The 21,792-nt window shown below is 61.6% G+C and carries 17 protein-coding genes and 1 pseudogene; 8 read left to right on the top strand and 10 right to left on the bottom strand.

Annotation, left to right across the window (positions count from 1 at the left end; translation table 11 throughout):
* Window positions 1–2 precede the first annotated feature (2 nt).
* The 9 genes from phaC (CI807_RS08665) to CI807_RS08710 all read right to left on the bottom strand — a co-directional run bounded on the left by phaC (CI807_RS08665) (window position 3) and on the right by CI807_RS08710 (window position 12,062).
* Window positions 3–1,685: a class II poly(R)-hydroxyalkanoic acid synthase gene (phaC, locus tag CI807_RS08665; RefSeq protein WP_095014377.1), complete on the bottom strand. Its 1,683-nt coding sequence runs from the start codon at window positions 1,683–1,685 to the stop codon at window positions 3–5.
* Between the two features lie 89 nt (window positions 1,686–1,774).
* Window positions 1,775–2,620 carry a poly(3-hydroxyalkanoate) depolymerase gene (gene phaZ, locus CI807_RS08670; protein WP_095014378.1) on the bottom strand — a complete coding sequence of 282 codons (846 nt, stop codon included), beginning with the start codon at window positions 2,618–2,620 and terminating at the stop codon, window positions 1,775–1,777.
* A 134-nt stretch (window positions 2,621–2,754) separates the two neighbouring features.
* A complete protein-coding gene (phaC, locus tag CI807_RS08680; RefSeq protein ID WP_095014379.1) occupies window positions 2,755–4,434 on the bottom strand; it encodes a class II poly(R)-hydroxyalkanoic acid synthase in 1,680 nt (559 codons plus the stop codon).
* A gap of 249 nt (window positions 4,435–4,683) precedes the next feature.
* On the bottom strand, window positions 4,684–5,061 hold the full coding sequence (locus CI807_RS08685; protein ID WP_016979178.1) for a gamma-butyrobetaine hydroxylase-like domain-containing protein: 378 nt from the start codon (window positions 5,059–5,061) through the stop codon (window positions 4,684–4,686).
* A 103-nt stretch (window positions 5,062–5,164) separates the two neighbouring features.
* A complete protein-coding gene (gene hslU, locus CI807_RS08690; RefSeq protein WP_095014380.1) occupies window positions 5,165–6,502 on the bottom strand; it encodes an ATP-dependent protease ATPase subunit HslU in 1,338 nt (445 codons plus the stop codon).
* A 36-nt stretch (window positions 6,503–6,538) separates the two neighbouring features.
* Window positions 6,539–7,069, bottom strand: a complete 531-nt coding sequence (gene hslV / locus CI807_RS08695) for an ATP-dependent protease subunit HslV (protein ID WP_003171209.1) — start codon at window positions 7,067–7,069, stop codon at window positions 6,539–6,541.
* Between the two features lie 223 nt (window positions 7,070–7,292).
* Window positions 7,293–7,994: an SPOR domain-containing protein gene (locus CI807_RS08700; RefSeq protein ID WP_095014381.1), complete on the bottom strand. Its 702-nt coding sequence runs from the start codon at window positions 7,992–7,994 to the stop codon at window positions 7,293–7,295.
* Window position 7,995: 1 nt separating this feature from the next.
* Complete coding sequence (argS, locus tag CI807_RS08705; protein ID WP_095014382.1) at window positions 7,996–9,732, bottom strand: arginine--tRNA ligase; 1,737 nt, start codon at window positions 9,730–9,732, stop codon at window positions 7,996–7,998.
* 110 nt (window positions 9,733–9,842) lie between these two features.
* Complete coding sequence (locus CI807_RS08710; RefSeq protein WP_095014383.1) at window positions 9,843–12,062, bottom strand: primosomal protein N'; 2,220 nt, start codon at window positions 12,060–12,062, stop codon at window positions 9,843–9,845.
* Window positions 12,063–12,277: 215 nt separating this feature from the next.
* Here CI807_RS08710 and rpmE point away from each other — a divergent pair, with 215 nt between their 5' ends.
* The 3 genes from rpmE (at window position 12,278) to CI807_RS08725 (ending at window position 14,776) form a co-directional block, all read left to right on the top strand.
* Window positions 12,278–12,496 (top strand): 50S ribosomal protein L31, encoded by a 219-nt coding sequence (gene rpmE / locus CI807_RS08715; RefSeq protein ID WP_010213765.1) that lies wholly within the window; start codon window positions 12,278–12,280, stop codon window positions 12,494–12,496.
* A gap of 35 nt (window positions 12,497–12,531) precedes the next feature.
* Entirely contained in the window at window positions 12,532–13,326 is a 795-nt protein-coding gene (locus CI807_RS08720) for a thermonuclease family protein (protein ID WP_095014384.1), read from the top strand.
* A 181-nt stretch (window positions 13,327–13,507) separates the two neighbouring features.
* Entirely contained in the window at window positions 13,508–14,776 is a 1,269-nt protein-coding gene (locus tag CI807_RS08725) for a malic enzyme-like NAD(P)-binding protein (RefSeq protein ID WP_016979185.1), read from the top strand.
* Between the two features lie 255 nt (window positions 14,777–15,031).
* Here CI807_RS08725 and CI807_RS08730 read toward each other — a convergent pair whose 3' ends face one another.
* Window positions 15,032–17,491, bottom strand: a complete 2,460-nt coding sequence (locus tag CI807_RS08730; protein ID WP_371857998.1) for a penicillin-binding protein 1A — start codon at window positions 17,489–17,491, stop codon at window positions 15,032–15,034.
* A gap of 221 nt (window positions 17,492–17,712) precedes the next feature.
* Between CI807_RS08730 and pilM the strand changes: the two genes are divergently transcribed.
* The 5 genes and pseudogenes from pilM (at window position 17,713) to aroK (ending at window position 21,791) form a co-directional block, all read left to right on the top strand.
* Window positions 17,713–18,366: a type IV pilus biogenesis protein PilM gene (gene pilM / locus CI807_RS08735; protein WP_095014386.1), complete on the top strand. Its 654-nt coding sequence runs from the start codon at window positions 17,713–17,715 to the stop codon at window positions 18,364–18,366.
* A complete protein-coding gene (locus CI807_RS08740) occupies window positions 18,363–18,917 on the top strand; it encodes a PilN domain-containing protein (RefSeq protein WP_095014387.1) in 555 nt (184 codons plus the stop codon). Before pilM ends, CI807_RS08740 begins: the two co-directional genes overlap by 4 nt.
* A complete protein-coding gene (locus tag CI807_RS08745) occupies window positions 18,914–19,873 on the top strand; it encodes a pilus assembly protein PilP (protein ID WP_095014388.1) in 960 nt (319 codons plus the stop codon). Before CI807_RS08740 ends, CI807_RS08745 begins: the two co-directional genes overlap by 4 nt.
* A gap of 138 nt (window positions 19,874–20,011) precedes the next feature.
* A pseudogene (locus CI807_RS08750) lies at window positions 20,012–21,268 on the top strand (type IV pilus secretin PilQ); the annotation flags it as partial.
* A gap of 4 nt (window positions 21,269–21,272) precedes the next feature.
* Window positions 21,273–21,791: a shikimate kinase AroK gene (aroK, locus tag CI807_RS08755; protein WP_016979191.1), complete on the top strand. Its 519-nt coding sequence runs from the start codon at window positions 21,273–21,275 to the stop codon at window positions 21,789–21,791.
* Window position 21,792: the final 1 nt, after the last annotated feature.

Consider the following 21,792-nt stretch of genomic DNA (forward strand, 5'->3'; position numbering starts at 1 on the left):
GCTCAGCGCACGCGCACGTAGGTGCCGGGTGCCGCTTCCATCGGTGGGTAATTCTGGTTGCCCAGGGCGGTGAGGGTTTCCCGTTGCACGCCGGAGCGCTGCTGGATCCACGCCAGCCACTGCGGCCACCAACTGCCTTCGACGTGGTTGGCGTCGTAGTACCAGGCACGCGGGTCGCTGCTCAGCTTGGGGTTTTCGACGTAGTTGGCCTTGGGGTTGCCCGGCGGGTTGAGGATGCTCTGGATATGCCCGCTGTTGGACAGCACGAAGCGCCGCTCGCCGCCCAGCAACTGGGTGGAGCGATACACCGCGTCCCACGGCGTGATGTGGTCGTTGATGCCCGCCACGCTGAAGCTGTCTACCGTGACCTTCTGCAAATCGATCGGCGTGCCACACACTTCCAGGCCACCGGGATGGCTGAGCGGGTTGTGCTTGAAGAAGTCCAGCAGGTCGCCGTGCAGCGCGGCAGGCAGACGCGTGTTGTCGTTGTTCCAGTACAGGATGTCGAAGGCCGGCGGTTCCTTGCCCAGCAGGTAGTTGTTGATCCAGTAGTTCCAGATCAGGTCATTGGGGCGCATCCAGGCGAACACCTTGGCCATGTCGCGGCCGTCCAGCACGCCTTGCTGATAGGAGCGGCGCTTGGCGGCTTCCAGGGTCTGCTCGTCGGCGAACAGGGTGGCGGGGCTGTCGATCTGGCTGTCCAGCAGGCTCACCAGGTAACTGGCGCTGGAGATGCGGCGCAGCTGGCGCTTGGCCTGCAGGTGGCCTTGCAGCGCGGCGATGGTCAGGCCACCGGCGCAGGCGCCCATCAGGTTGACCTCACGGGCGCCGGTGATCGCGCGGCAGACGTTGAGTGCTTCCTCCAGCGCAGCGACGTAGGTGGACAAGCCCCATTCGCGATGGCGCACATCCGGGTTGCGCCAACTGACCATGAAGGTCTGCAGGCCGTTTTTCAGGGCGTACTGCACAAAGCTATTGGCGGGGCTCAAGTCGAAAATGTAGTACTTGTTGATTTGTGGCGGCACGATCAGCAGCGGCTTGGCGTACTGCTTTTCGCTCATCGGTTTGTACTGGATCAGCTCCAGCAGCTCATTGCGAAACACCACCGAGCCGGGGGTGGTGGCGACCGTCTTGCCGACTTCGAAGGCGTGCTTGCTCACCTGGCGCGGCAGGCCGTTGTTGTGCAGCAGGTCTTCGAACAGGTTGGTCACGCCGCGCACCACGCTGTTGCCGCCGGAGTTGAGCAGCTCCTTGATCGCCAGCGGGTTGAGCAGGGTGTTGGAAGGGGAGACCGCATCGTTGATCAACGAGAAAGCAAAATGCGCACGGGCGCGGTCATCGGCGCTCAGGGTGCTGTCATCGATCCAGTGACGGGTCTGCTTCTGCCAGCTCAGATAGGCTTGCAGACTGCGCCGGTACAGTGGGTTGAGTTTCCAGGTGGGGTCGGTGAAGCGGCCGTCGTTGGGATTGGGTTCGTGCACGGTTTCACCGAGCAGTACGCGCCCCAGTTGGCCGCTCAACGCCCAGGCGTGCCGAACGGTATGCACCGGGTTGCGCAAACCGTGGGCGGCCACGCTGCGCAGGGTCGACAGCAGGTCCCGACCGCGCAGGCCGGTGATCGCATTTTGCGCATTGATGAACGCAGCAGGGGTGGGCGCCGGGTTCGTCACGGGTCTTTCTCGCATGAGCCAACACTCCTTCGTCAAGCCATCAAACAGGCACGCCAATTCAGAACCATAGCCGGTTCCTGGCAAGTTGCGCGGCGGTGTGGTCCTTACACGGCCGGTCGCGGATGGATCACCGCGCGCATGCGCTCCTCTTCGAGAAATTTCATGATGATCGGCGCCACGGCTTCCGCCCGGGTGATCAGGAACAGGTGGCCGTCATCGATGATGTGCAACTGTGCATTGGGAATGCGCCAGGCCAGCATGCGCATGTTGATCAGCGGGATCAGCGGGTCGTCGTCCCCCGCCAGCACCAGGGTGGGTTGGCGGATCTTGTGCAGCCAGTGGATGCTGGTCCAGCCCAACCCGGCAAACAACTGCCAGTAGTAACCCAGCTTGCCGGCCGAGCGCACTTTGCTCGCGTGTTCGGCGGCCAGTTTCGAGTCGCGGCGGAACGAACCGCCGTAGATCATCGGCGCGATGCGCACCACATGGGACGGTTGGATGTAACGGCGCGGGCTGGCCATCAACCACAACACCTTTGGCTTGCCCGGCACCATCACCGCACCTGCCGCCGTGGCCGCCAGGATCAGCTTCTTGCAGCGTTCCGGGTAGTCGTAGGCAAACTGCTGCGCCAACGCGCCGCCCCAGGACACGCCCACTGCGTTCACCTGGCCATAGTCCAGGTAATCGAGCATGCGTGCAGTGAGCTTGGCCAGAGCGGGAAAGCGGTATGGCCGATTGGGCGTGGATGAACCGCCCACTCCGGGCACATCGAACGCGATCACTTCCAGGTCCGGGTCCAGCGCCTGGACGAACGGAAACACCAACTCAAGGTTGGCGCCGATGCCATTGAAGATCAGCAACGGCGTCAAGTGAGGCTTGCCCGGGCGCACCGCCGTGCGGATGGCCTGGCCATCCAGGTCGATGGTGCGGAAGATGAACGGTTGCGGCATGGGCTTACCCTGCGGGTGAGGTTTCAATCCCTGTAGGAGCGAGCTTGCTCGCGAAGGTCGTCAACGATAACGCGGGGCATCTGGTACCCCGAGGCGGTCTTGGCCCCTTCGCGAGCAAGCTCGCTCCTACAGGATCAGCGTTCGTGCACGTATGTCCCTGGCGCCGCTTCTGCTGCGGCGTAGGTTTTATTCCCCAAACTCGTCGGCGCTTTCTTCAACTTACCCGCCCGCTCCGCCTGCCACGCCTGCCAATGCAGCCACCACGAATCAGTGTGCTTGGTGGCATTCTCCTGCCATTCCAGCGGTTTCTCCGTCAGGCTGTCGCTGGTCTGGTAACGCGCCTTGGGGTTGCCCGGCGGGTTGAGGATGCTTTGGATATGCCCGCTGCTGGACAGCACGAACTCCACCTTGCCGCCAAACAACTGCGCCGATTTGTAGCACGACTGCCACGGTGTGATGTGGTCATTAGTGCCGGCCAACGAATAGATATCGGCGGTGACCTGCTTGAGGTCGATGGGCGTGCCGCACACTTCCAAGGCATCCGCCCGCACCAGTGGGTTGTTCTTGAACAGCTCGATCAGGTCGCCGTGGAAGGCCGCCGGCAACCGCGTGGTGTCGTTGTTCCAGAACAGGATGTCGAACACCGGCGGCTCGTTGCCCAGCAGGTAGTTGTTGACCCAGTAGTTCCAGATCAGGTCATTGGGGCGCATCCAGGCGAACACCTTGGCCATGTCGCGGCCTTCCAGCACGCCGGCCTGGTAGGAATGGCGCTTGGCCGCTTCCAGGGTCTGTTCGTCGACGAACAGCGCCACTTGGGTATCCAGCGTGGTGTCGAGCACGCTCACCAGCAGGGTCAGGGCGTTGACCTTCTTCTCCCCCAGCGCCGCGTAGTGGCCGAGCAGGGCGGTGCAGGTGATGCCGCCGGAACAGGCGCCGAGCATGTTCACATCTTTGCTGCCGGTAATCGCCGTGACCACATCCACCGCTTCCTTGAGCGCCTCGATATAGGTCGACAGGCCCCACTCGCGCTGGGCCTTGGTCGGGTTGCGCCAACTGACGATAAAAGTCTGCTGGTTATTGCGCAGGCAGAAGCGCGCCAGGCTCTTCTCCGGGCTCAAGTCGAATACATAGAATTTGTTGATCTGCGGCGGCACCACCAACAGCGGGCGTTCGTGCACCTGTTCGGTGATCGGCTTGTACTGGATCAGCTCCAGCACGTCGTTGCGAAACACCACCGCGCCTTCGGTCGTGCCCAGGGTCTTGCCCACTTCAAAGGCGCCCATGTTGACCTGGCTCGGCATGCCGCCGTTGTGCACCATGTCCTTGGCCAGGTGGGACAGACCATCAAGCAGGCTCTTGCCGCCGGTTTCAAAGAAACGTTTGACCGCTGCCGGGTTGGCCGCGCTGTTGGTGGGGGCCATGGCTTCGGTCATCAGGTTGATCACGAAGTGGCCGCGGCTGATGTCCTGTTCCGACAGGTTGCTGTCGCCGATCCAGTCGTGCAGTTCCTTGCGCCACGCCAGGTAGGTTTGCAGATAGCGTTTGTAGAGCGGGTTCTGGCTCCAGGCCGGGTCCTGGAAACGACGGTCGTCGCTCTCGGGCACCAACGCGGATTTGCCGAACATCACGTTCTTCAACTCGACGCCAAAATGCGCGACGTGCTTGACGCTGTGCAACGGTTGTTTGATGGCTTGGGTCAGCACCATCTTCGCCGAGGCGAGTAAATCCTTTTTACGTAACGCGATGATCGGGTTGAGCCCCAGGGTGTTTTCCGAGGCCTGGCGTTTCAAGTCATCGTTGTTCTTGTTACTCATCTACGACGCTCCATTGTCCGAAAGACGAGTACCGGGGACCGCTGCGCACCCAGTTTCGATACACAACACAAGCCTGGTACTGCGACTCGGGTGACCGTTGATACCGCATCGTCAAATGCAGGGAACTTGCCAGTTCCATTGGTTACCCGAGTTTAATTTTTTTCGCAAGCGGACCAATCGTTGGTCACGCGACAGGGCATTCAAGCAGATGAAATTAGAAAATGCCCTCTAAAGAGCAAGAGGCCTGGGTTAGAGCATCAGCCGCACGACCGATTGATCCGGATCGCGGGTTTTGCCGGCGGCTTTGAGTTCGGCCAGATAATCGGCCCACAACGCGTCCTGACGCACGGCCAGTTGGTAGAGGTAGTCCCAGGTGAACAATCCGCTGTCATGGCCGTCGTCGAAGGTCAATTTCAGTGCGTACTGGCCGGCCGGTTCTACCTTGATCAACTTCACGTTGAGCTTGCCGAATTGCAGGATGGGTTTGCCGTGACCCTGGACCTCGGCGGAAGGCGAGTGGGTGCGCAGCAGTTCGGCGGGTAGTTGGTACACCTCGTCGGGCCCGTAGGTGAGGCCGAGGGTGTTGGAGGTTTTGTGCAGATTTACAGCGGTGGGAAATTTAGTCATGGCAGGGATCCGTGCAGATCATGTAGGAGCCCGGCTTGCCGGCGATGGCGATCTCAAGAACGCATCGCCGGCAAGCCGGGCTCCTACAAGGGGTTCACATGACTTACAGGATATAACGAGACAAGTCTTCGTTCTGTGCCAATTCGCCCAAGTGGCTGTTGACGTAGTCAGCGTCGATCTTGATCACCTCGCCATTCTGCGCGCCAGCCAGGTCGCCAGCACTGAAGGACACTTCCTCCAGCAGCCGCTCCAGCAAGGTGTGCAAACGACGGGCACCGATGTTCTCGGTCTTCTCGTTGACCTGCCAGGCGATCTCCGCCAGGCGCTTGATGCCGTCCGCTTGGAACTCGATGCCCAAGCCTTCGGTTTTCAGCAGCTCACGGTATTGCTCGGTGAGCGACGCATGCGGCTCGCTGAGGATGCGCTCGAAGTCGCCTGGGGTCAGCGCCTTGAGCTCCACGCGGATCGGCAGGCGACCTTGCAGCTCTGGGACCAGGTCGCTTGGCTTGCTCAAGTGGAACGCGCCGGAGGCGATAAACAGGATGTGGTCGGTCTTGACCATGCCCAGCTTGGTGTTCACCGTGCAGCCTTCGATCAGCGGCAGCAGGTCGCGCTGTACGCCCTCGCGGGACACATCGACACCGCCGGAGTTGCCGCGCTTGGCCACCTTGTCGATCTCGTCGATAAACACGATACCGTGCTGCTCGACCGCTTCCAGTGCCTTGGCCTTGAGTTCTTCCTCATTCACCAGGCGCCCGGCTTCTTCGTCGCGCACCAGTTTCAAGGCTTCCTTCACCTTGAGCTTGCGGCTTTTCTTCTTGCCCTTGCCCATGTTGGCGAACAGGTTCTGCAACTGGCTGGTCATTTCTTCCATGCCAGGCGGGGCGGAGATGTCGACGCCGGAGACTTCAGCGACTTCGATCTCGATTTCCTTGTCGTCCAACTGACCTTCACGCAGGCGCTTACGGAATAGCTGGCGAGTGTTGGAATCCGAGGCCGGCGCGGCGTCTTCGTTGAAACCCATGCGTGCCGGTGGCAGCAGGGCGTCGAGGATGCGTTCTTCGGCGGCGTCTTCGGCGCGGTGGCTGACCTTGGTCACTTCCTGTTCGCGCAGCATCTTCAGGGCGGCATCGGCCAGGTCGCGGATGATCGACTCGACGTCGCGGCCCACATAGCCCACTTCGGTGAACTTGGTAGCTTCGACCTTGATGAACGGCGCATTGGCCAGCTTGGCCAGGCGACGGGCGATTTCGGTTTTACCGACGCCTGTAGGACCGATCATCAGGATGTTCTTGGGTGTTACTTCAACGCGCAGTTCTTCGGGCAGTTGCATCCGGCGCCAGCGGTTACGCAGCGCAATGGCTACGGCGCGCTTGGCATCGTCCTGGCCGATGATATGGCGGTTGAGTTCATGGACGATTTCGCGGGGAGTCATGGACATAGTGTTTGGCGGCCTCAAGCGGAATAAGCCTACGGCTTACTCGGCGAGGTCCTGCTCCTCAATGGTCTGGTTGTGGTTGGTGAACACGCAGATATCACCGGCGATACCCAGCGCGGTCTCGACGATTTCGCGAGCCGACAGGTCGGTTTTCTTCAACAGTGCGCTGGCGGCCGCTTGGGCATAACCACCACCGGAACCCATGGCGATCAGGCCATGTTCAGGCTCAACCACATCGCCGTTGCCGGTGATGATCAGGGAAGCGTCTTTGTTGGCGACGGCCAGCATGGCTTCCAGGCGGCTGAGGGAGCGGTCGGTGCGCCATTCTTTGGCGAGTTCAACCGCAGCGCGCACCAGGTGGCCCTGATGTTTCTCAAGTTGGCCTTCGAAGCGTTCGAAGAGGGTGAAGGCGTCGGCGGTGGCGCCGGCAAAGCCTGCGAGAACCTGGCCGTGGTACAGGCGACGCACTTTCTTGGCGTTGCCTTTCATCACGGTATTACCCAGGGAAACCTGGCCGTCGCCGCCCATGACGACTTTGCCGTGGCGACGTACTGAAACGATGGTGGTCAAGGGGAGAGTCTCCACGCAGCGGGGCGAAAATGCCCTGATGAAAACTCATATGGGGGTGGCGGGGGGGATTTCAACCGTAGGAAGGGTGTGCAGACGAGTGGCAGAAGGTCACTGTAGGAGCGAGCTCACTCGCGAAGGTCGTCAACGATGACGCGGGGAACCTGGTGCCCCGCGGTGATTTTGAGTGCTTCGCGAGCAAGCTCGCTCCTACAGGGCTGCGTATTCAGCGGCTCTGGCGTTGTTGTAACAACAGGTTGCTAAAGCCCGCGCCAGCCAGTTGCTTCTGCGCCACGGTCAGCTGTTCACGGTTGCTGAACGGCCCCACCAGCACGCGATACCAGGTCGCATCCTTCACTGTGCCGGACTCCACCGTCACCGACTGGCCCAGCAGAATGATCTGCGCTCGCACGCGGTCCGCATCCGCCTGTTTCGGGAACGAGCCCGCTTGCAGGAAGAACTTGGTCACCGGCGCGGCTTTGGTCGCGGCAACCGGTGGTGCGGGTGGTGGCGTGATCCCGGCCAGCGCGGCTTGGGCGCGCGCCGTGTCGATTTTCGCCGCTTCCGCCGGAGTGACTGGCGTGGTCGGCACCTGCGGCGTCGGCAGGGTTTTCTCCGGCACGGCGTCAGGCGGCACGATCACTTCCGATTCCGGCAGCAGCGTGTAGAAGTCGTACTTCGGCTTCACCGGTGCCGTCGGGCTTGGCGCCGTCTTGTTGGCTTCGGCCATTTTCGTGGCCTTCTGCTGCTCCTGCTTGACCCGTTTGACGTCATCGCCCTTGCCCGGATCGAGCTTCATCAGGAACACGATAAACGCGCCGACGGTGAGGCCGATCGCCATCCACAACCAGCCCGGGATCGGCTTCTTCGCCGGGGCCTGGTAGCGGCTGGCGCCGCGCTTGGGTGCAGGTTTTTTCTTGGCAGCCAACTTACATACGCTCCAGAGTTTCCAGGCCCAACAGTTCCAGGCCTTGCTTGAGGGTCCGTCCAGCCAGGGCGGCGAGGCGCAGACGGCTTTGCTTCTGGGCTTCGTCGTCGGCGGTGAGGATCGGGCAGTTCTCGTAGAAACTGGAGAACAGGCCGGCGACTTCGTACAGGTAAGTGCACAGGATGTGCGGCGTGCCTTTCTCGCCGACGCTGTTCAGCACTTCGCCGAATTGCGCCAGTTTGGCCGCCAATTCCTGTTCGTGCGGGGCGTCCAGCACGATCTGGCCTTCAACTTCGCTGAAATCCTTGCCCAGCTTGCGGAACACGCCGGCCACACGGGTGTAGGCGTACAACAGGTACGGCGCGGTGTTGCCTTCAAAGTTGAGCATCAGCTCGAAGTTGAAGCTGTAATCGCTGGTGCGGTGCTTGGACAGGTCGGCGTATTTCACCGCGCCAATCCCCACCACGCGGGCGATGTTGCGCAGGTCGGCCTCGGCCAGCTCCGGGTTCTTTTCCTTCACCAGGTTGTAGGCGCGTTCCTGGGCCTCGGTCAGCAGGTCGATCAGCTTCACGGTGCCGCCGTCGCGGGTCTTGAACGGGCGGCCATCGGCGCCGTTCATGGTGCCGAAGCCCATGTGTTCCATGTGCATCGGGTGGGTAACGAAACCCGCGCGACGCGCCACCTCGAACACCTGCTGGAAGTGCAGGGCCTGGCGCTGGTCGACGAAATACAACGCACGATCAGCCTTGAGCACGCCGCTGCGGTAGCGCACGGCCGCCAGGTCGGTGGTGGCGTAGAGATAGCCGCCATCGGCCTTGACGATGATCACCGGCAGCGGCTCGCCTTCGGCGGTCTTGAATTCTTCGAGGAACACGCACTGCGCGCCGTTGCTCTCCACCAGCAGGCCTTTGGCCTTGAGGTCGTTGACCACGTTGATCAGGTCATCGTTGTAGGCGCTTTCGCCCATCACGTCGGCCATGGTCAATTTGACGTTGAGCAGCTCGTAGATTTCCTGGCAGTGGGACAGGGAAATCTCACGGAAGCGGTTCCACAGTTCCAGGCATTCCTTGTCACCGGCTTGCAACTTGACCACCAGGCCACGGGCGCGGTCGGCGAATTCTTCGGATTCGTCGAAGCGCTTCTTGGCGGCGCGGTAGAAGTTTTCCAGGTCCGACAGCTCGTTGCTGGTGATCGGGTTTTCCTGCAGGTAGGCCATCAGCATGCCGAACTGGGTGCCCCAGTCGCCCACGTGGTTCTGACGGATCACGGTGTCGCCGAGGAACTCCAGCACCCGCGCCACGCCGTCGCCGATGATGGTGGAGCGCAGGTGGCCCACGTGCATCTCTTTGGCCAGGTTCGGCGCCGACAGGTCAATCGCCACGCGTTGCAGCGGGCCGGCTTTGCGCACGCCGATCTTGGCGTCGGCCAGGGCAGCGTCCAGGCGCGAAGCCAGGGCCTGGGTGTTCTGGAAGAAGTTGATGAAGCCAGGGCCGGCGATTTCAGCCTTGGTCACGCTTTCGTCCACCGGCAGCGCGGCGATGATTTTCTCTGCCAGGTCGCGCGGCTTCATGCCCGCAGGCTTGGACAGCATCATTGCGATGTTGCTGGCGAAGTCGCCGTGGGTCTTGTCGCGGGTGTTTTCCACCTGGATCGCCGGCGTCAGGCCTTCAGGCAACACACCTTCGTTGACGAGTTGGGTGAGGGCTTGTTGGATCAGCTGGCGAATGGTGTCTTTCATGGTGTTCTCTTTCGACCGCAAGCGGCGGCGCGCGATGCGCAGGTGGAAAAACTGGGCATTATCCGTGGCGAGGGCGGGCTTGCCAACCTTCGCGGGACCTATGGCCAGGCTTAATACAAATCTACCGGGTCTACATCCAATGACCATCGCACTTGCCGGCCGCTGGGCATTTGCTCCAGGGCAAGCAACCAGCTACTTAATAGCCGATGCAGCGGTGCGCGCGAGGTTGCCTGCAAGAGTAGCTGAGCACGATAACGCCCGGCGCGGCGCTCCATGGGGGCGGGTACCGGGCCGAGCAGCTCGATGCCGCTCAGACCCAGTTCGCCGAGTAAACGTTCGGCGGCGCTGCAGGCTTCATCCAGGAAACCTTCGGCCTGCCCCGGTTTGTGGGCTTCGGCGCGCAACAGGGCCAAATGGGAAAAAGGCGGCAGGCCGGCGGCGCGACGTTCACTCAGCGCCTGTTCGGCGAAGGCAAAGTAGCCTTGTTCGGTCAGTTGGATCAGCAACGGATGGTCGGCCAGGTGAGTCTGGATGATCACCCGGCCGGGCTCTTCGGCACGCCCTGCGCGGCCAGCGACCTGCACGATCAACTGCGCCATGCGCTCGCTGGCGCGAAAATCCCCGGAAAATAGCCCGCCGTCGGCATCCAGGATCGACACCAGGGTCACCCGTGGAAAGTGGTGCCCTTTGGCAAGCATCTGCGTGCCGATCAGGATGCACGGGTGGCCTTTCTGAATGGTGGCGAACAGCTGGTTCATCGCGTCCTTGCGCGAGGTGCTGTCGCGGTCGACCCGTAAAACCGGGTAATCCGGGAACAGAATGCCCAGGCGCTCTTCAGCCCGTTCGGTGCCGGCGCCCACCGGTCGCAGGTCGACTTTGCCGCACTGCGGGCAGTGCCGCGGTACGCGTTCCACATGGCCGCAGTGATGGCAGCGCAGTTCGCCGTAGCGCTGGTGCACGGTCATGCGCGCGTCGCAACGCTCACACTCGGACATCCAGCCGCAGTCATGGCACAGCAGTGTCGGTGCAAAGCCGCGGCGGTTGAGAAACACCAGGACCTGTTGGCCGGCGGCAAGGGTCTGGCCGATGGCTTGTTGCATCGGCCCGGAAATCCCGCTGTCCAATGGACGGCTTTTGACGTCCAGGCGCAGGAATTTTGGCTGCTTGGCGCCGCCGGCACGCTCGTTGAGGCGCAGGAGGCCGTAACGCCCGGTGTAGGCGTTGTGCAAGCTCTCCAGGGATGGCGTGGCCGAACCCAGCACAATCGGGATGTCTTCCTGGCGCGCACGCACCAGTGCCAGGTCGCGGGCGTGGTAACGCAAGCCTTCCTGCTGTTTATAGGAGCCGTCGTGCTCCTCGTCGATGATGATCAGCCCAGGGTTTTTCATCGGCGTGAACAGCGCCGAGCGGGTGCCGATAATAATGTCGGCCTCGCCATCCCGTGCGGCCAGCCAGGACTCGAGACGCTCACGGTCATTGACTGCCGAGTGCACCAGCGCGATGCGCGCGTTGAAGCGCTGTTCGAAGCGCGCCAGGGTCTGTGGGCCCAGGTTGATCTCGGGGATCAGCACCAGCGCCTGTTTGCCGGCTTGCAGGGTCTCGCGGATCAGTTGCAGATAGACTTCGGTTTTGCCGCTGCCAGTGACGCCCGCCAGCAGGAACGCATGGAAACTGTCGAAACCTGCGCGAATCGCTTCATAGGCCGCGCGTTGCTCGGGGTTCAGCGGCAATTCCGGTTGGGCCAGCCAGTGTTCGTGGCGGGCATCGGGGGCGTGCTTGCGGATTTCCACCTGCACCAGGCCCTTGGCGAGCAACAGGTCGAGGCTGTCTTTGCTCAGCATCAGCTTGCTTAATAGCTGATGCGCCACGCCATGGGGATGCTGGGCCAGTGTCGCCAGGGCTTCACGCTGGCGCGGGGCGCGGGCGATGCGCGGGTCATCGAGACGCGCGCCGGGTGTCATCGACCAGAAACGTTCCTGACGCGCTTCGGCCAGTTCGCCCTGGCGCAACAGCACCGGCAGCGCCCAGCTCAACGTATCGCCAAGGCTGTGCTGATAGTACTGGGCGGTCCACAGGCACAGCTTGAACAGGGCGGGCGGCAGTGGCGGGGTGGCGTCGAGCATGGCCAGCGCGGGCTTGAGTTTTTCCGCAGGGACTTCGCTGTGATCGGCGACCTCTACCAATATGCCGATCATTTCCCGCCGACCAAAGGGCACCCGCACGCGCATGCCGGGTTGCAACTGCGCGCGCGACACACCGGCCGGGGCCCGGTAATCGAACAGGCGGCGCAGGGGCGAGGGCAGGGCTAGGCGCAAAATGGCGTCGGGCACGCGTGGAGTCTCATATAAAGGCAGGCGGTGGCGCAGGGGCGGGAGCCTAGCAGACAGGGGAGGGCTTGGGTATGCCACGGTTTTCTGATGAAAGGAGGTTTTCAGCCGGATACGCGGCTTGCGCGATTAAAAAGGTCTGGTAGAATCCGCTGCCTAATTACGTGCGGTATTCGACAATAGTGTCGAGTGGCGGCACGCTAGCCCGAGGAAGTGCCATGAAAGCCGATATCCATCCAGCGTACGAAACCATCGAAGTCACCTGCAGCTGCGGCAACAAGTTCGAAACCCGTTCGAACCTGTGCAAGCCACTGGGTACTGACGTATGCAACGAGTGCCACCCGTTCTACACCGGTAAGCAGAAAACTCTGGACACCGGCGGCCGTGTACAGCGCTTCGCTGACCGTTTCGGTGCTTTCGGTGCCAAAAAGGCCTAAGGCCGATCAACTTGGGAGGCCGTTACGGTTTTTCCATGCTGATGAAAAAGGCGTCCCTTGTGGGCGCCTTTTTTGTGCCTGGAATTTGGCTCTCGGTTGCCCAGGCCCAGGGGTTCTGCCCCGCGCCGACCACGTTGGCCCGCGTGGAGGTGCAGCGCGTGGTGGATGGCGACACCGTGCGTCTAAAGGACGGCCGCAGTGTGCGGATGATCGGCCTCAATGCCCCGGAAACCGGCAGGAAGGGTCGCCCCGACGAGCCTTACGCAGTCGCCGCCCGCCAGCGTTTACGGGCATTGGTCGACGCGAGCGAAGGCCGCGTCGGCTTGGTGCCTGGGCGCGAGAGCAAGGACCGCTACGGCCGCACGTTGGCCCACCTCTACGGTGCGGATGGCGAGAATCTTGAGGCGCAATTGCTGGCTGAAGGCCTGGGGTTTCAGGTTGGAGTTGCGCCCAATACCGATCTTGTCGCCTGTCAGCAGGCCGCTGAAAACAGCGCACGTGATGCGCGGTTGGGCCTTTGGCGGCAATCGCCGGTACAAAACGTGGCGCAGCTCAAGCAGTCTGGCTTTGCTCTGGTCAGTGGCCAGGTGAGCAAGATCGAACGCAATCGCGGCGGAATCTGGATCGAGGTTCAGGGCTCAGTGGTATTACGCATTGCGCCCGATCTCGTCAAACAATTCGACTCTGTAATGCTCAGTGGTCTGCAAGGCAAGACAATCGAGGCGCGTGGCTGGGTGCAGGATCGCGCCAAGCGCGGCGGCCTGAAAAACGGCCAGGCACGTTGGATGCTGCCAGTGACCGACCCCGGCATGCTCAAATCGATGGATTAAGAAAAAATTGTAGACATTTTTTTGATCGATTGTGAACAGTTGAGCCCTTGTATCCCGTGGCTCTTGGCCGAAAGTCGTAGCGCAGGGCCCTTGACACCTGTGACTGCCCAGTCTTGTAGGGACTTTGCGACACGCGTATCCTCGGCGGTCCGTCGACCAACAGTAAAAGCGGAATGCCGATATGTCTGATTTGAAAACTGCCGCTCTCGAATATCATGCCCATCCTCGTCCAGGAAAGCTGAGTGTAGAGCTCACCAAAGCCACTGCCACCGCTCGCGACCTGTCGCTGGCCTACAGCCCTGGTGTTGCCGAGCCCGTACGTGAAATCGCCCGCGACCCTGAACTGGCGTACAAGTACACCGGCAAAGGCAACCTGGTTGCAGTGATTTCCGATGGCACCGCGATTCTGGGCCTGGGCAACCTCGGCCCATTGGCTTCCAAGCCAGTCATGGAAGGTAAAGGCGTGCTGTTCAAGCGCTTTGCCGGCATCGACGTTTTCGACATCGAAGTCGACTCCGAAAGCCCGCAGGCTTTCATCGACACGGTCAAGCGCATTTCCATCACCTTCGGTGGCATCAACCTGGAAGACATCAAGGCACCTGAGTGCTTCGAGATCGAAAAGGCCCTGATCGAACAGTGCGACATTCCGGTATTCCACGATGACCAGCACGGCACCGCGATCGTTACCGCGGCCGGCATGATCAACGCCCTGGAAATCGCTGGCAAGACTCTGGCTGACGCACAGATCGTCTGCCTGGGCGCCGGCGCTGCGGCCATCTCCTGCATGAAGTTGCTGGTGAGCATGGGCGCCAAGCTGGAAAACATCTTCATGGTCGACAGCAAGGGCGTGGTCCAGTCCGAGCGTACCGACCTGAACCAGTACAAGGCGATGTTTGCCCACGCGACCGACAAGCGCACCCTGGCTGACGCCCTCGACGGTGCAGACGTGTTCGTTGGCCTGTCCGGCCCGAACCTGCTGAGCGCTGAAGGCCTCAAGTCCATGGCGGCCAACCCGATCGTGTTCGCCTGCTCCAACCCTGATCCAGAAATCTCTCCGGAACTGGCGCACGCCACCCGTAGCGACGTGATCATGGCGACCGGCCGTTCGGACTACCCGAACCAGGTCAACAACGTACTGGGCTTCCCGTTCATCTTCCGTGGTGCCCTGGACGTTCGCGCCAAGCGCATCAACGAAGAGATGAAAGTGGCTGCCGCCAACGCCCTGCGTGAACTGGCCAAGCTGCCGGTGCCTCAGGAAGTGTGCGACGCCTACGGCGGTATCAAGCTGGAATTCGGTCGTGAGTACATCATTCCGAAACCAATGGACAAGCGCCTGATTACCTTGATCTCCGATGCCGTGGCCAAAGCCGCTATCGAGACCGGCGTTGCTACCCTGCCGTATCCGAAGCACTACCCGCTGCAAAGCGTGGATGATGTGTTCAACGGCTAAACCGTTGTAGCGCACCAACAAAAAGCCCCGGCTCTTGCGAGTCGGGGCTTTTTTGTGGCGAATCATTTTGTGCTGGGCAGGCTCTTGTGGTGAGCGGGCTTGCCCCGCGTTGGGCTGCGAAGCGGCCCCTTTCAGGATTACCGCGATACCGAATTGTAAGGTTTTAGGGCCGCTTCGCGCCCCAACGCGGGGCAAGCCCGCTCGCCACAACAGACCCGCTCGCCACAACAGGCCCTCCCTCACAGCGTTATCGCGTTAGAAGAGATCAATCGGCGCAGCCTCATCCGCCGGCAGCGGACTGCCTGGCGCAACACCATTGCCCAGCTCGTTGACCGACGGCGGCGTGTCTTCGCTCTTGAACAGTTCGAAATACGCATTCGGCGTGCTTGGCGACGCTGCACGGCCACTCACCGGGTCGATGCGCAAGCTGAGAATGCCTTCCGGCTCCGGCTGGGTGTGCGGCGGCTTGTCCTTCAGGGCGGCGCCCATGTAGCTCATCCAGATCGGCAGCGCGACAGTGCCACCAAACTCGCGGCGACCCAGGCTTTCCGGCTGGTCATAGCCGGTCCATACGGTGGTCACGTAATCAGCGTTGTAGCCGGAGAACCAGGCATCCTTGGATTCGTTGGTGGTACCGGTCTTGCCCGCAATGTCCGGACGGCCCAGGGCCAGGGCGCGGCGGCCGGTGCCCTTCTTGATCACGTCTTCCAGGATGCTGTTGAGGATGTAGGTGGTACGGCCATCCACGATGCGCTCGGCCACGGCGGGCGCCTGCGGCTCGGTTGCAGCCGTATTGGTGGCAGGTGTGGTACCTGGAGTCGGCTCAATGGTGATGCCGCCATTGCTCGGTGCCGCCAGTCCATCCGTCGCCGCCACGCCGTTGACCACATCCCCCGGCACGCGTGGCGGGTTGGCAGTAAACAGGTTGTCGCCGTTGCGGCTTTCAATCTTGTCGATCAGGTACGGCGCGATCTTGTAGCCGCCGTTGGCAAAGGTGCTCCAGCCGGTGGCGATTTCCATCGGCGTCAGGGTCGCGGTGCCCAGGGCCAGGGACAGGTTTGGCGGCAGGTCCGACTTGGCGAAGCCAAAGCGCGTCATGTAGTCGATGGTCTTGCCGACGCCCATGGCCTGCAGCAAGCGGATCGATACCAGGTTACGCGACTTGTACAGCGCTTCGCGGATGCGGATCGGGCCGAGGAAGGTGTTGGTGTCGTTCTTCGGGCGCCACACCTTGTCCAGGTACTCGTCGACAAACACGATCGGCGCATCGTTGACCAGGCTGGCGGCGGTGTAGCCGTTATCCAAGGCAGCGCTGTAGATGAACGGCTTGAAGCTCGAACCCGGCTGGCGCTTGGCCTGGGTGGCGCGGTTGTAATTGCTCTGCTCAAAGGCGAAGCCGCCGACCAGGGCGCGGATTGCACCATTCTGCGGGTCCAGCGACACCAGCGCGCCTTGGGCCAGCGGCACTTGGCTGAACTTGAGGCTGTCGTCCTTCTGGCGTTGCACGCGGATCAAGTCACCCACCTGGGCCACGTCAGACGGCTGCTTGGGCAGCGCGCCCATGCTGTTGGTGTTCAGGAACGGGCGTGCCCATTTCATGCTGTCCCACGCCACATGGGCTTCGCCGGTGCGGGTCAGTACCTGCACGCCATCTTTCTTCACCTGGGTGACGATGGCCGGTTCCAGCCCGCTGATTGCGCGTTGCTTGCCCAGCTCGGTGGTCCACGCGCTCAGGGTCTTGCCCGGCAGGCGCGACTCAGGGCCGCGGTAGCCGTGGCGCTGGTCGTAGGTGATCAGGCCGGAGTGCACCGAGTCATTGGCGATTTCCTGCAGGTTGCTCGGCACCGTGGTGGTCACCCGGAAACCTTCGGTATAGGCCTCGCTGCCATAGCGGCCAACCATCTCGGCGCGCGCCATTTCAGCAATATAAGGGGCGTTCACTTCCGGCGTCGGCACGTGGTAGCTGGCGTTCAGCGGTTCGGCGATGGCGCTTTCGTAAGCGGCCTGGTCGATCTTGCCCAGCTTGTACATGCGGCCCAGGATCCAGTCGCGACGTTCTTTGCTGCGCGCCGGGTTGGCCAGTGGGTTGAAGCGTGAAGGGGCTTTGGGCAGGCCGGCAATCATGGCCATCTGAGCCAGGCTGGCGTCACGGATGGACTTGCCGTAGTAGACCTGCGAAGCCGCCTCGATGCCGTAGGCGCGGTTGCCCAGGTAGATCTTGTTGACGTACAGCTCAAGGATCTCGTCCTTGGTCAGCTGGCGTTCGATCTGCAGCGCCAGGAGGATCTCGGTGGCTTTACGCGAAAAGCTGCGCTCGCTGGTCAGGAAGAAGTTCTTCGCCACCTGCATGGTGATGGTGCTGCCGCCGGACTGAATGTGTCCGCTTTTTACCAGTTGTGTCGCCGCACGCACCAGGCTGCTGGGGTCGACGCCATAGTGGTTGGCAAAATTATCGTCTTCGGCCGACAGCAGGGCGCTGATGAAATTGGGTGGAATATCGGCAAAACGGATCGGTGTGCGGCGCATTTCGCCGAACTCCGCGATCAGTTTTTCATCGCTGCTGTAGACCCGCAAAGGAATCTGCAACTGGATACTTCTGAGGGCCTCTACCGAGGGCAAACCCGGACTAAGGTAGAGGTAGGCCCCGCTGAGCACGAGCAGCAGCCCGCAAACGATGGCGACAATGGAGTACCCGAAAAACTTCAGCAGACGAATCAAGGCTTTTGGATTTCCAGAGAAAAGAATGAGTTAGGCGTCGGGGCATGCATGGCAAACGATGGATCGACCCGAGCGGCAGATAAAAAGCGGAAAAAAACGCTGGGCATTAAAGCATTTTTCGACTTGGGACGTCATTCGCACCTGTTCAACAAGTCGACCGAATGCATGGCGCCCAGCGGCAATCAGGCGGTATGACAGGCAAAGCTTTAGGGAGTTTTATGGGAAAGGGATTTTTCACGGGAAAAGCCGGCACCTTGCTGGGTGTCGATATCAATGACACGGCCATTCGCTTGATCGAACTCGGCCGTTCAGCTTCAGGCTACACCGTTCAAGGCTACGTCACGCAGGCACTGCCGGCGCAGGCGGTAGTCGACGGCACACTCCTTGATCTTGAGGGCGTAGGGCGCGCTCTGCGCAGCGCGTGGTCGCGGTTGTCGACATCGGTTCGTGGTGCTGTCGCCGCTGTGTCCGGGCCCTCAGTGATCACGCGGATGATCGAGATGGACGCTGGGCTCACAGACGATGAGATGGCCTGGATGATCCAAATGGAGGCGGACCAGTACATTCCCTATCCGCTGGATGACGTGGCTATCGACTTTCAAGTGCGCGGGCCGACGGCCCTGGATCCGAATCGGGTCGAGGTATTGCTGGCCGCATGCTTGAAGGAACACGTGGACGCCCGCGAGGCGGTTTTGTCCTTGGCGGGGCTGGTGCCGAAGGTGATCGATATCGAAGCGTTTGCATTGGCGCGCGCTTGCCGTCAGGATTTCGCCAGCTTCACGCCGAGCCATCGCGTCGATGGTGCACAATGGGCCGTGGATGCCCAGGGGATGGGAATTGCTTGCGGGTTGGCCCTGAGGAGTTTCGCTTGAAGACACGAATCAACTTACTGCCTTGGCGCCAGGCGCTGGCAGAACGGCGCCGCAAGTACTTGCTGGCGTGCTTGCTGGCGTTCGCCTGTGCGGCGCTCGCGGCCGTGTGGCTGGCGGACCAGGTCATCGACCAGGCCATCGATCGTCAAGTGACCCGCAATGACCATTTGGGCAAGGAAGTCGCCCGCCTGGATTCAAGCATCAGGACCATCGATGATCTGCAGGAGCAAAGCCAGCAACTCGCGCAACGCATGAAGGTCGTGCAAGACCTGCATGATGCCCGCTCGTCCGGTGCTCAGCTGTTGGACCAACTGGCACGGGCGGTACCCGACGGCGTGCACCTGCATGAAGTGGTGGCCAAGGGCGATACGGTGAGTATCAGCGGCAGCGCTGAGTCCAGCCAGGACATCGCCCAATTGATGCGGCGCCTGGAAGCGGCGGAAGGTGCCCATTCCACGCGGTTGCAACATGTGCGAACGGATGGCGCGCGCGGCAACAATGAATTCCAGTTGATGGTGCGTCAGGGAGAGTCCTCCGAGGCTCAACCTTGAGCCTGCCAAGGCTCAATCTTTCCGTACTCACTCACAACACCGCAAAATGGCCCCTACCTGGCAAGGCCCTGTTGGGCTGTGCGCTGGCGGGCGTGGTGTTTGTGGTGGGCGACCTTGTGTACCTGAGCCCTTCGCGGGAGCGGTTGCGTCAGGTCGAGGCGCGGGAAGTGGCCCTGCAACAGCAAGTCGCACAAAAGACTGGCCTGGCCGCCAGCCTTGAAGCGCGTACACAGCAGCTCCAGCGGATGCAAGCGAAGGTCGATGAGCTTTTGCGGTCGTTGCCTGGCGAGTCCGGAATGCCTGGCTTGCTGGAGGACATCGCGTCTCTGGCGCTGGCCAATGGCTTGCTGGTCGAGAGTGTCACGCCATTGGATGAGCAGTCTCGACCGTTCTTTCGCGAACAACCCGTGCAGGTCGGCGTCATGGGCGCTTATCACGACCTGGCCATGTTCCTGACGGGACTGGGCAGCCTGTCGCGCATCGCCACGGTGCACGATTTGGCCCTGCGGCGTGATGGCGGGCTGTTGCGCCTTGACCTGTTGGCCAAGACTTACTGGCATGCGCAGGGCGGTGGGCGAGCTGTACAGAGGCAGCCTTTTGTCTACGACTCGTCCGGGGTGCGTGATCCATTTCAACTGTTCGCGGGACAGGTTGACCCTCTGAAGGGGCGACCGGCACCTGCGCCGGACCTCGCACGGCCACGTGGCGTTCTGGAGAGCCTCGCGGTGGGCCAGTTCGAAATGGTCGGCACGCTGTCCAGAGGTGGGCAGGTTTTTGCCCTGCTACGTGCTGCCTCCAAGGTGCATCGCCTGGCGGTCGGGGACTACCTGGGGCCGGACCATGGGCGGGTCACGGTCATCCATGAGCGCGCCATAGAACTGGTCGAACTGTTTCCCGATGGTCAGGGGGCATGGCTGGAGCGCCCGCGAACCCTGTTGTTAAACATCAACTCATAACGGAATCAAACAATGAAAAGGACTTTCTCGTCCTTCGGTGTGGCGCTATGGATAGTGTTCACGGCACCGATGGCTGCTGCTGTGCCCAATCGTATGGATCTGATCCACTTGCCGCCTCCCGGCGTCGCCACACTGAGCGCCTACACAGGCGACAAGCTCACCCTTAACTTCCAGAGCATCGAGTTGCGCACGGCATTGCAACAAATTGCCGATGTGGCGGGCCTCAACCTGGTTGCCAGTGACGATGTACAGGGCTCGATCACTCTGCGTCTCAAGGAGGTGCCCTGGGATCAGGCCCTGGACCTGGTGCTGCAATCCAAGGCCTTGGATAAGCGGCTAAAGGCCGGCGTGTTGCTGGTAGCGCCGGCCGAGGAACTGGCCGCGCGTGAGCTGCTCACGCTGGAATCGCGCAAACAGATGGCCGAGTTGGCGCCGTTGCGCCGGGAGCTGCTGCAAGTCAATTACGCCAAGGCGGCGGACCTGGCAAAGTTATTTCAGTCTGTCACCGGCCTTGAAGGCGTGACGGATGAACGAGGTTCGGTGGCGGTGGATGATCGCACCAACAACATCATCGCCTACCAGACCGGGGAGCGGTTGGAGGAACTGCGGCGGATCGTGGCGCAACTGGATATTCCGGTGCGTCAGGTGATGATCGAGGCGCGGATCGTCGAGGCCAATGTCGATTACGACAAAAGCCTGGGCGCGCGCTGGGGTGGGCGGCTCAATCGCGGCAACTGGGGCGCGGGAGGCATTCCGAAACCTCAGCCTGAAGGCGTGGAACCGCCGGAAAACCCACCCAGTTCACCCTTTGTGGACTTGGGATCACTCACCGGCACCTCGGGCCTGGGCATCGCCTACATCACCGACAACCTGCTGCTGGACCTGGAGCTCACTGCCATGGAGAAAACCGGCAACGGCGAAATCGTCTCGCAACCCAAGGTGGTCACGTCCGACAAGGAAACCGCACGCATCCTCAAGGGCACCGAGATCCCCTACCAGGAATCCAGCTCCAGCGGTGCCACCTCGGTGTCGTTCAAGGAGGCCTCGCTGTCCCTGGAGGTCACCCCGCAAATCACCCCCGACGGCCACGTGATCATGGAGGTCAAGGTCACCAAGGATGAACCCGACTACCTGAACAAACTCAACGACGTCCCGCCGATCAAGAAGAACGAGGTCAACGCCAAGGTGTTGGTCAAGGATGGCGAGACCATCGTTATCGGCGGGGTTTTCTCCAATACCCAAAGCAAAGTGGTAGATAAAGTGCCATTTTTGGGCGATGTGCCGTATCTTGGCCGCCTTTTCCGGCGCGATGTGCTGGCGGAGAAAAAATCCGAGCTGCTGGTATTCCTGACTCCGCGTATTATGAATAACCAGGCGATTGCTGTGAGTCGTTGATTCTGTGCGAAATTTGATTCTTGTAGGACCGATGGGCGCTGGAAAAAGCACCATCGGCCGTTTGCTGGCCAAAGAGCTGCGCCTGCCGTTCAAAGATTCCGACAAGGAAATTGAATTGCGCACGGGTGCCAATATCCCATGGATCTTCGATAAGGAAGGCGAACTGGGCTTTCGTGACCGCGAGCAGGCGATGATCGCCGAGCTGTGCGGCCTCGACGGCGTGGTATTGGCCACCGGCGGCGGAGCAGTGATGCGCGAAGAAAACCGCCGCGCGCTGCATGCCGGTGGTCGGGTGGTCTATCTGCATGCCTCGGTCGAGCAGCAGGTGGGCCGCACCGCCCGCGATCGCAATCGTCCGTTGCTGCGCACAGCCAACCCGGAGAAAACCCTGCGGGACCTGCTCACGCTGCGCGATCCGCTGTATCGGGAAATCGCCGATCTGGTGGTAGAAACCGATGAGCGGCCACCTCGGATGGTGGTCCTCGACATTCTTGAGCGCCTGCAACGGCTGCCACCCCGTTAAA

Origin of the sequence: Pseudomonas sp. NS1(2017) (genome assembly GCF_002269425.1) — a bacterium.
In the GTDB taxonomy this organism is placed as follows: domain Bacteria; phylum Pseudomonadota; class Gammaproteobacteria; order Pseudomonadales; family Pseudomonadaceae; genus Aquipseudomonas; species Aquipseudomonas reactans.

Bases quoted from the DNA above. Each gene is read 5' to 3' on its own strand.
- phaC (WP_095014377.1), bottom strand. From the start codon at position 1,685: ATGCGAGAAAGACCCGTGACGAACCCGGCGCCCACCCCTGCTGCGTTC.
- phaZ (WP_095014378.1), bottom strand. From the start codon at position 2,620: ATGCCGCAACCGTTCATCTTCCGCACCATCGACCTGGATGGCCAGGCC.
- phaC (WP_095014379.1), bottom strand. From the start codon at position 4,434: ATGAGTAACAAGAACAACGATGACTTGAAACGCCAGGCCTCGGAAAAC.
- CI807_RS08685 (WP_016979178.1), bottom strand. From the start codon at position 5,061: ATGACTAAATTTCCCACCGCTGTAAATCTGCACAAAACCTCCAACACC.
- hslU (WP_095014380.1), bottom strand. From the start codon at position 6,502: ATGTCCATGACTCCCCGCGAAATCGTCCATGAACTCAACCGCCATATC.
- argS (WP_095014382.1), bottom strand. From the start codon at position 9,732: ATGAAAGACACCATTCGCCAGCTGATCCAACAAGCCCTCACCCAACTC.
- rpmE (WP_010213765.1), top strand. From the start codon at position 12,278: ATGAAAGCCGATATCCATCCAGCGTACGAAACCATCGAAGTCACCTGC.
- CI807_RS08720 (WP_095014384.1), top strand. From the start codon at position 12,532: ATGCTGATGAAAAAGGCGTCCCTTGTGGGCGCCTTTTTTGTGCCTGGA.
- CI807_RS08725 (WP_016979185.1), top strand. From the start codon at position 13,508: ATGTCTGATTTGAAAACTGCCGCTCTCGAATATCATGCCCATCCTCGT.
- pilM (WP_095014386.1), top strand. From the start codon at position 17,713: ATGGGAAAGGGATTTTTCACGGGAAAAGCCGGCACCTTGCTGGGTGTC.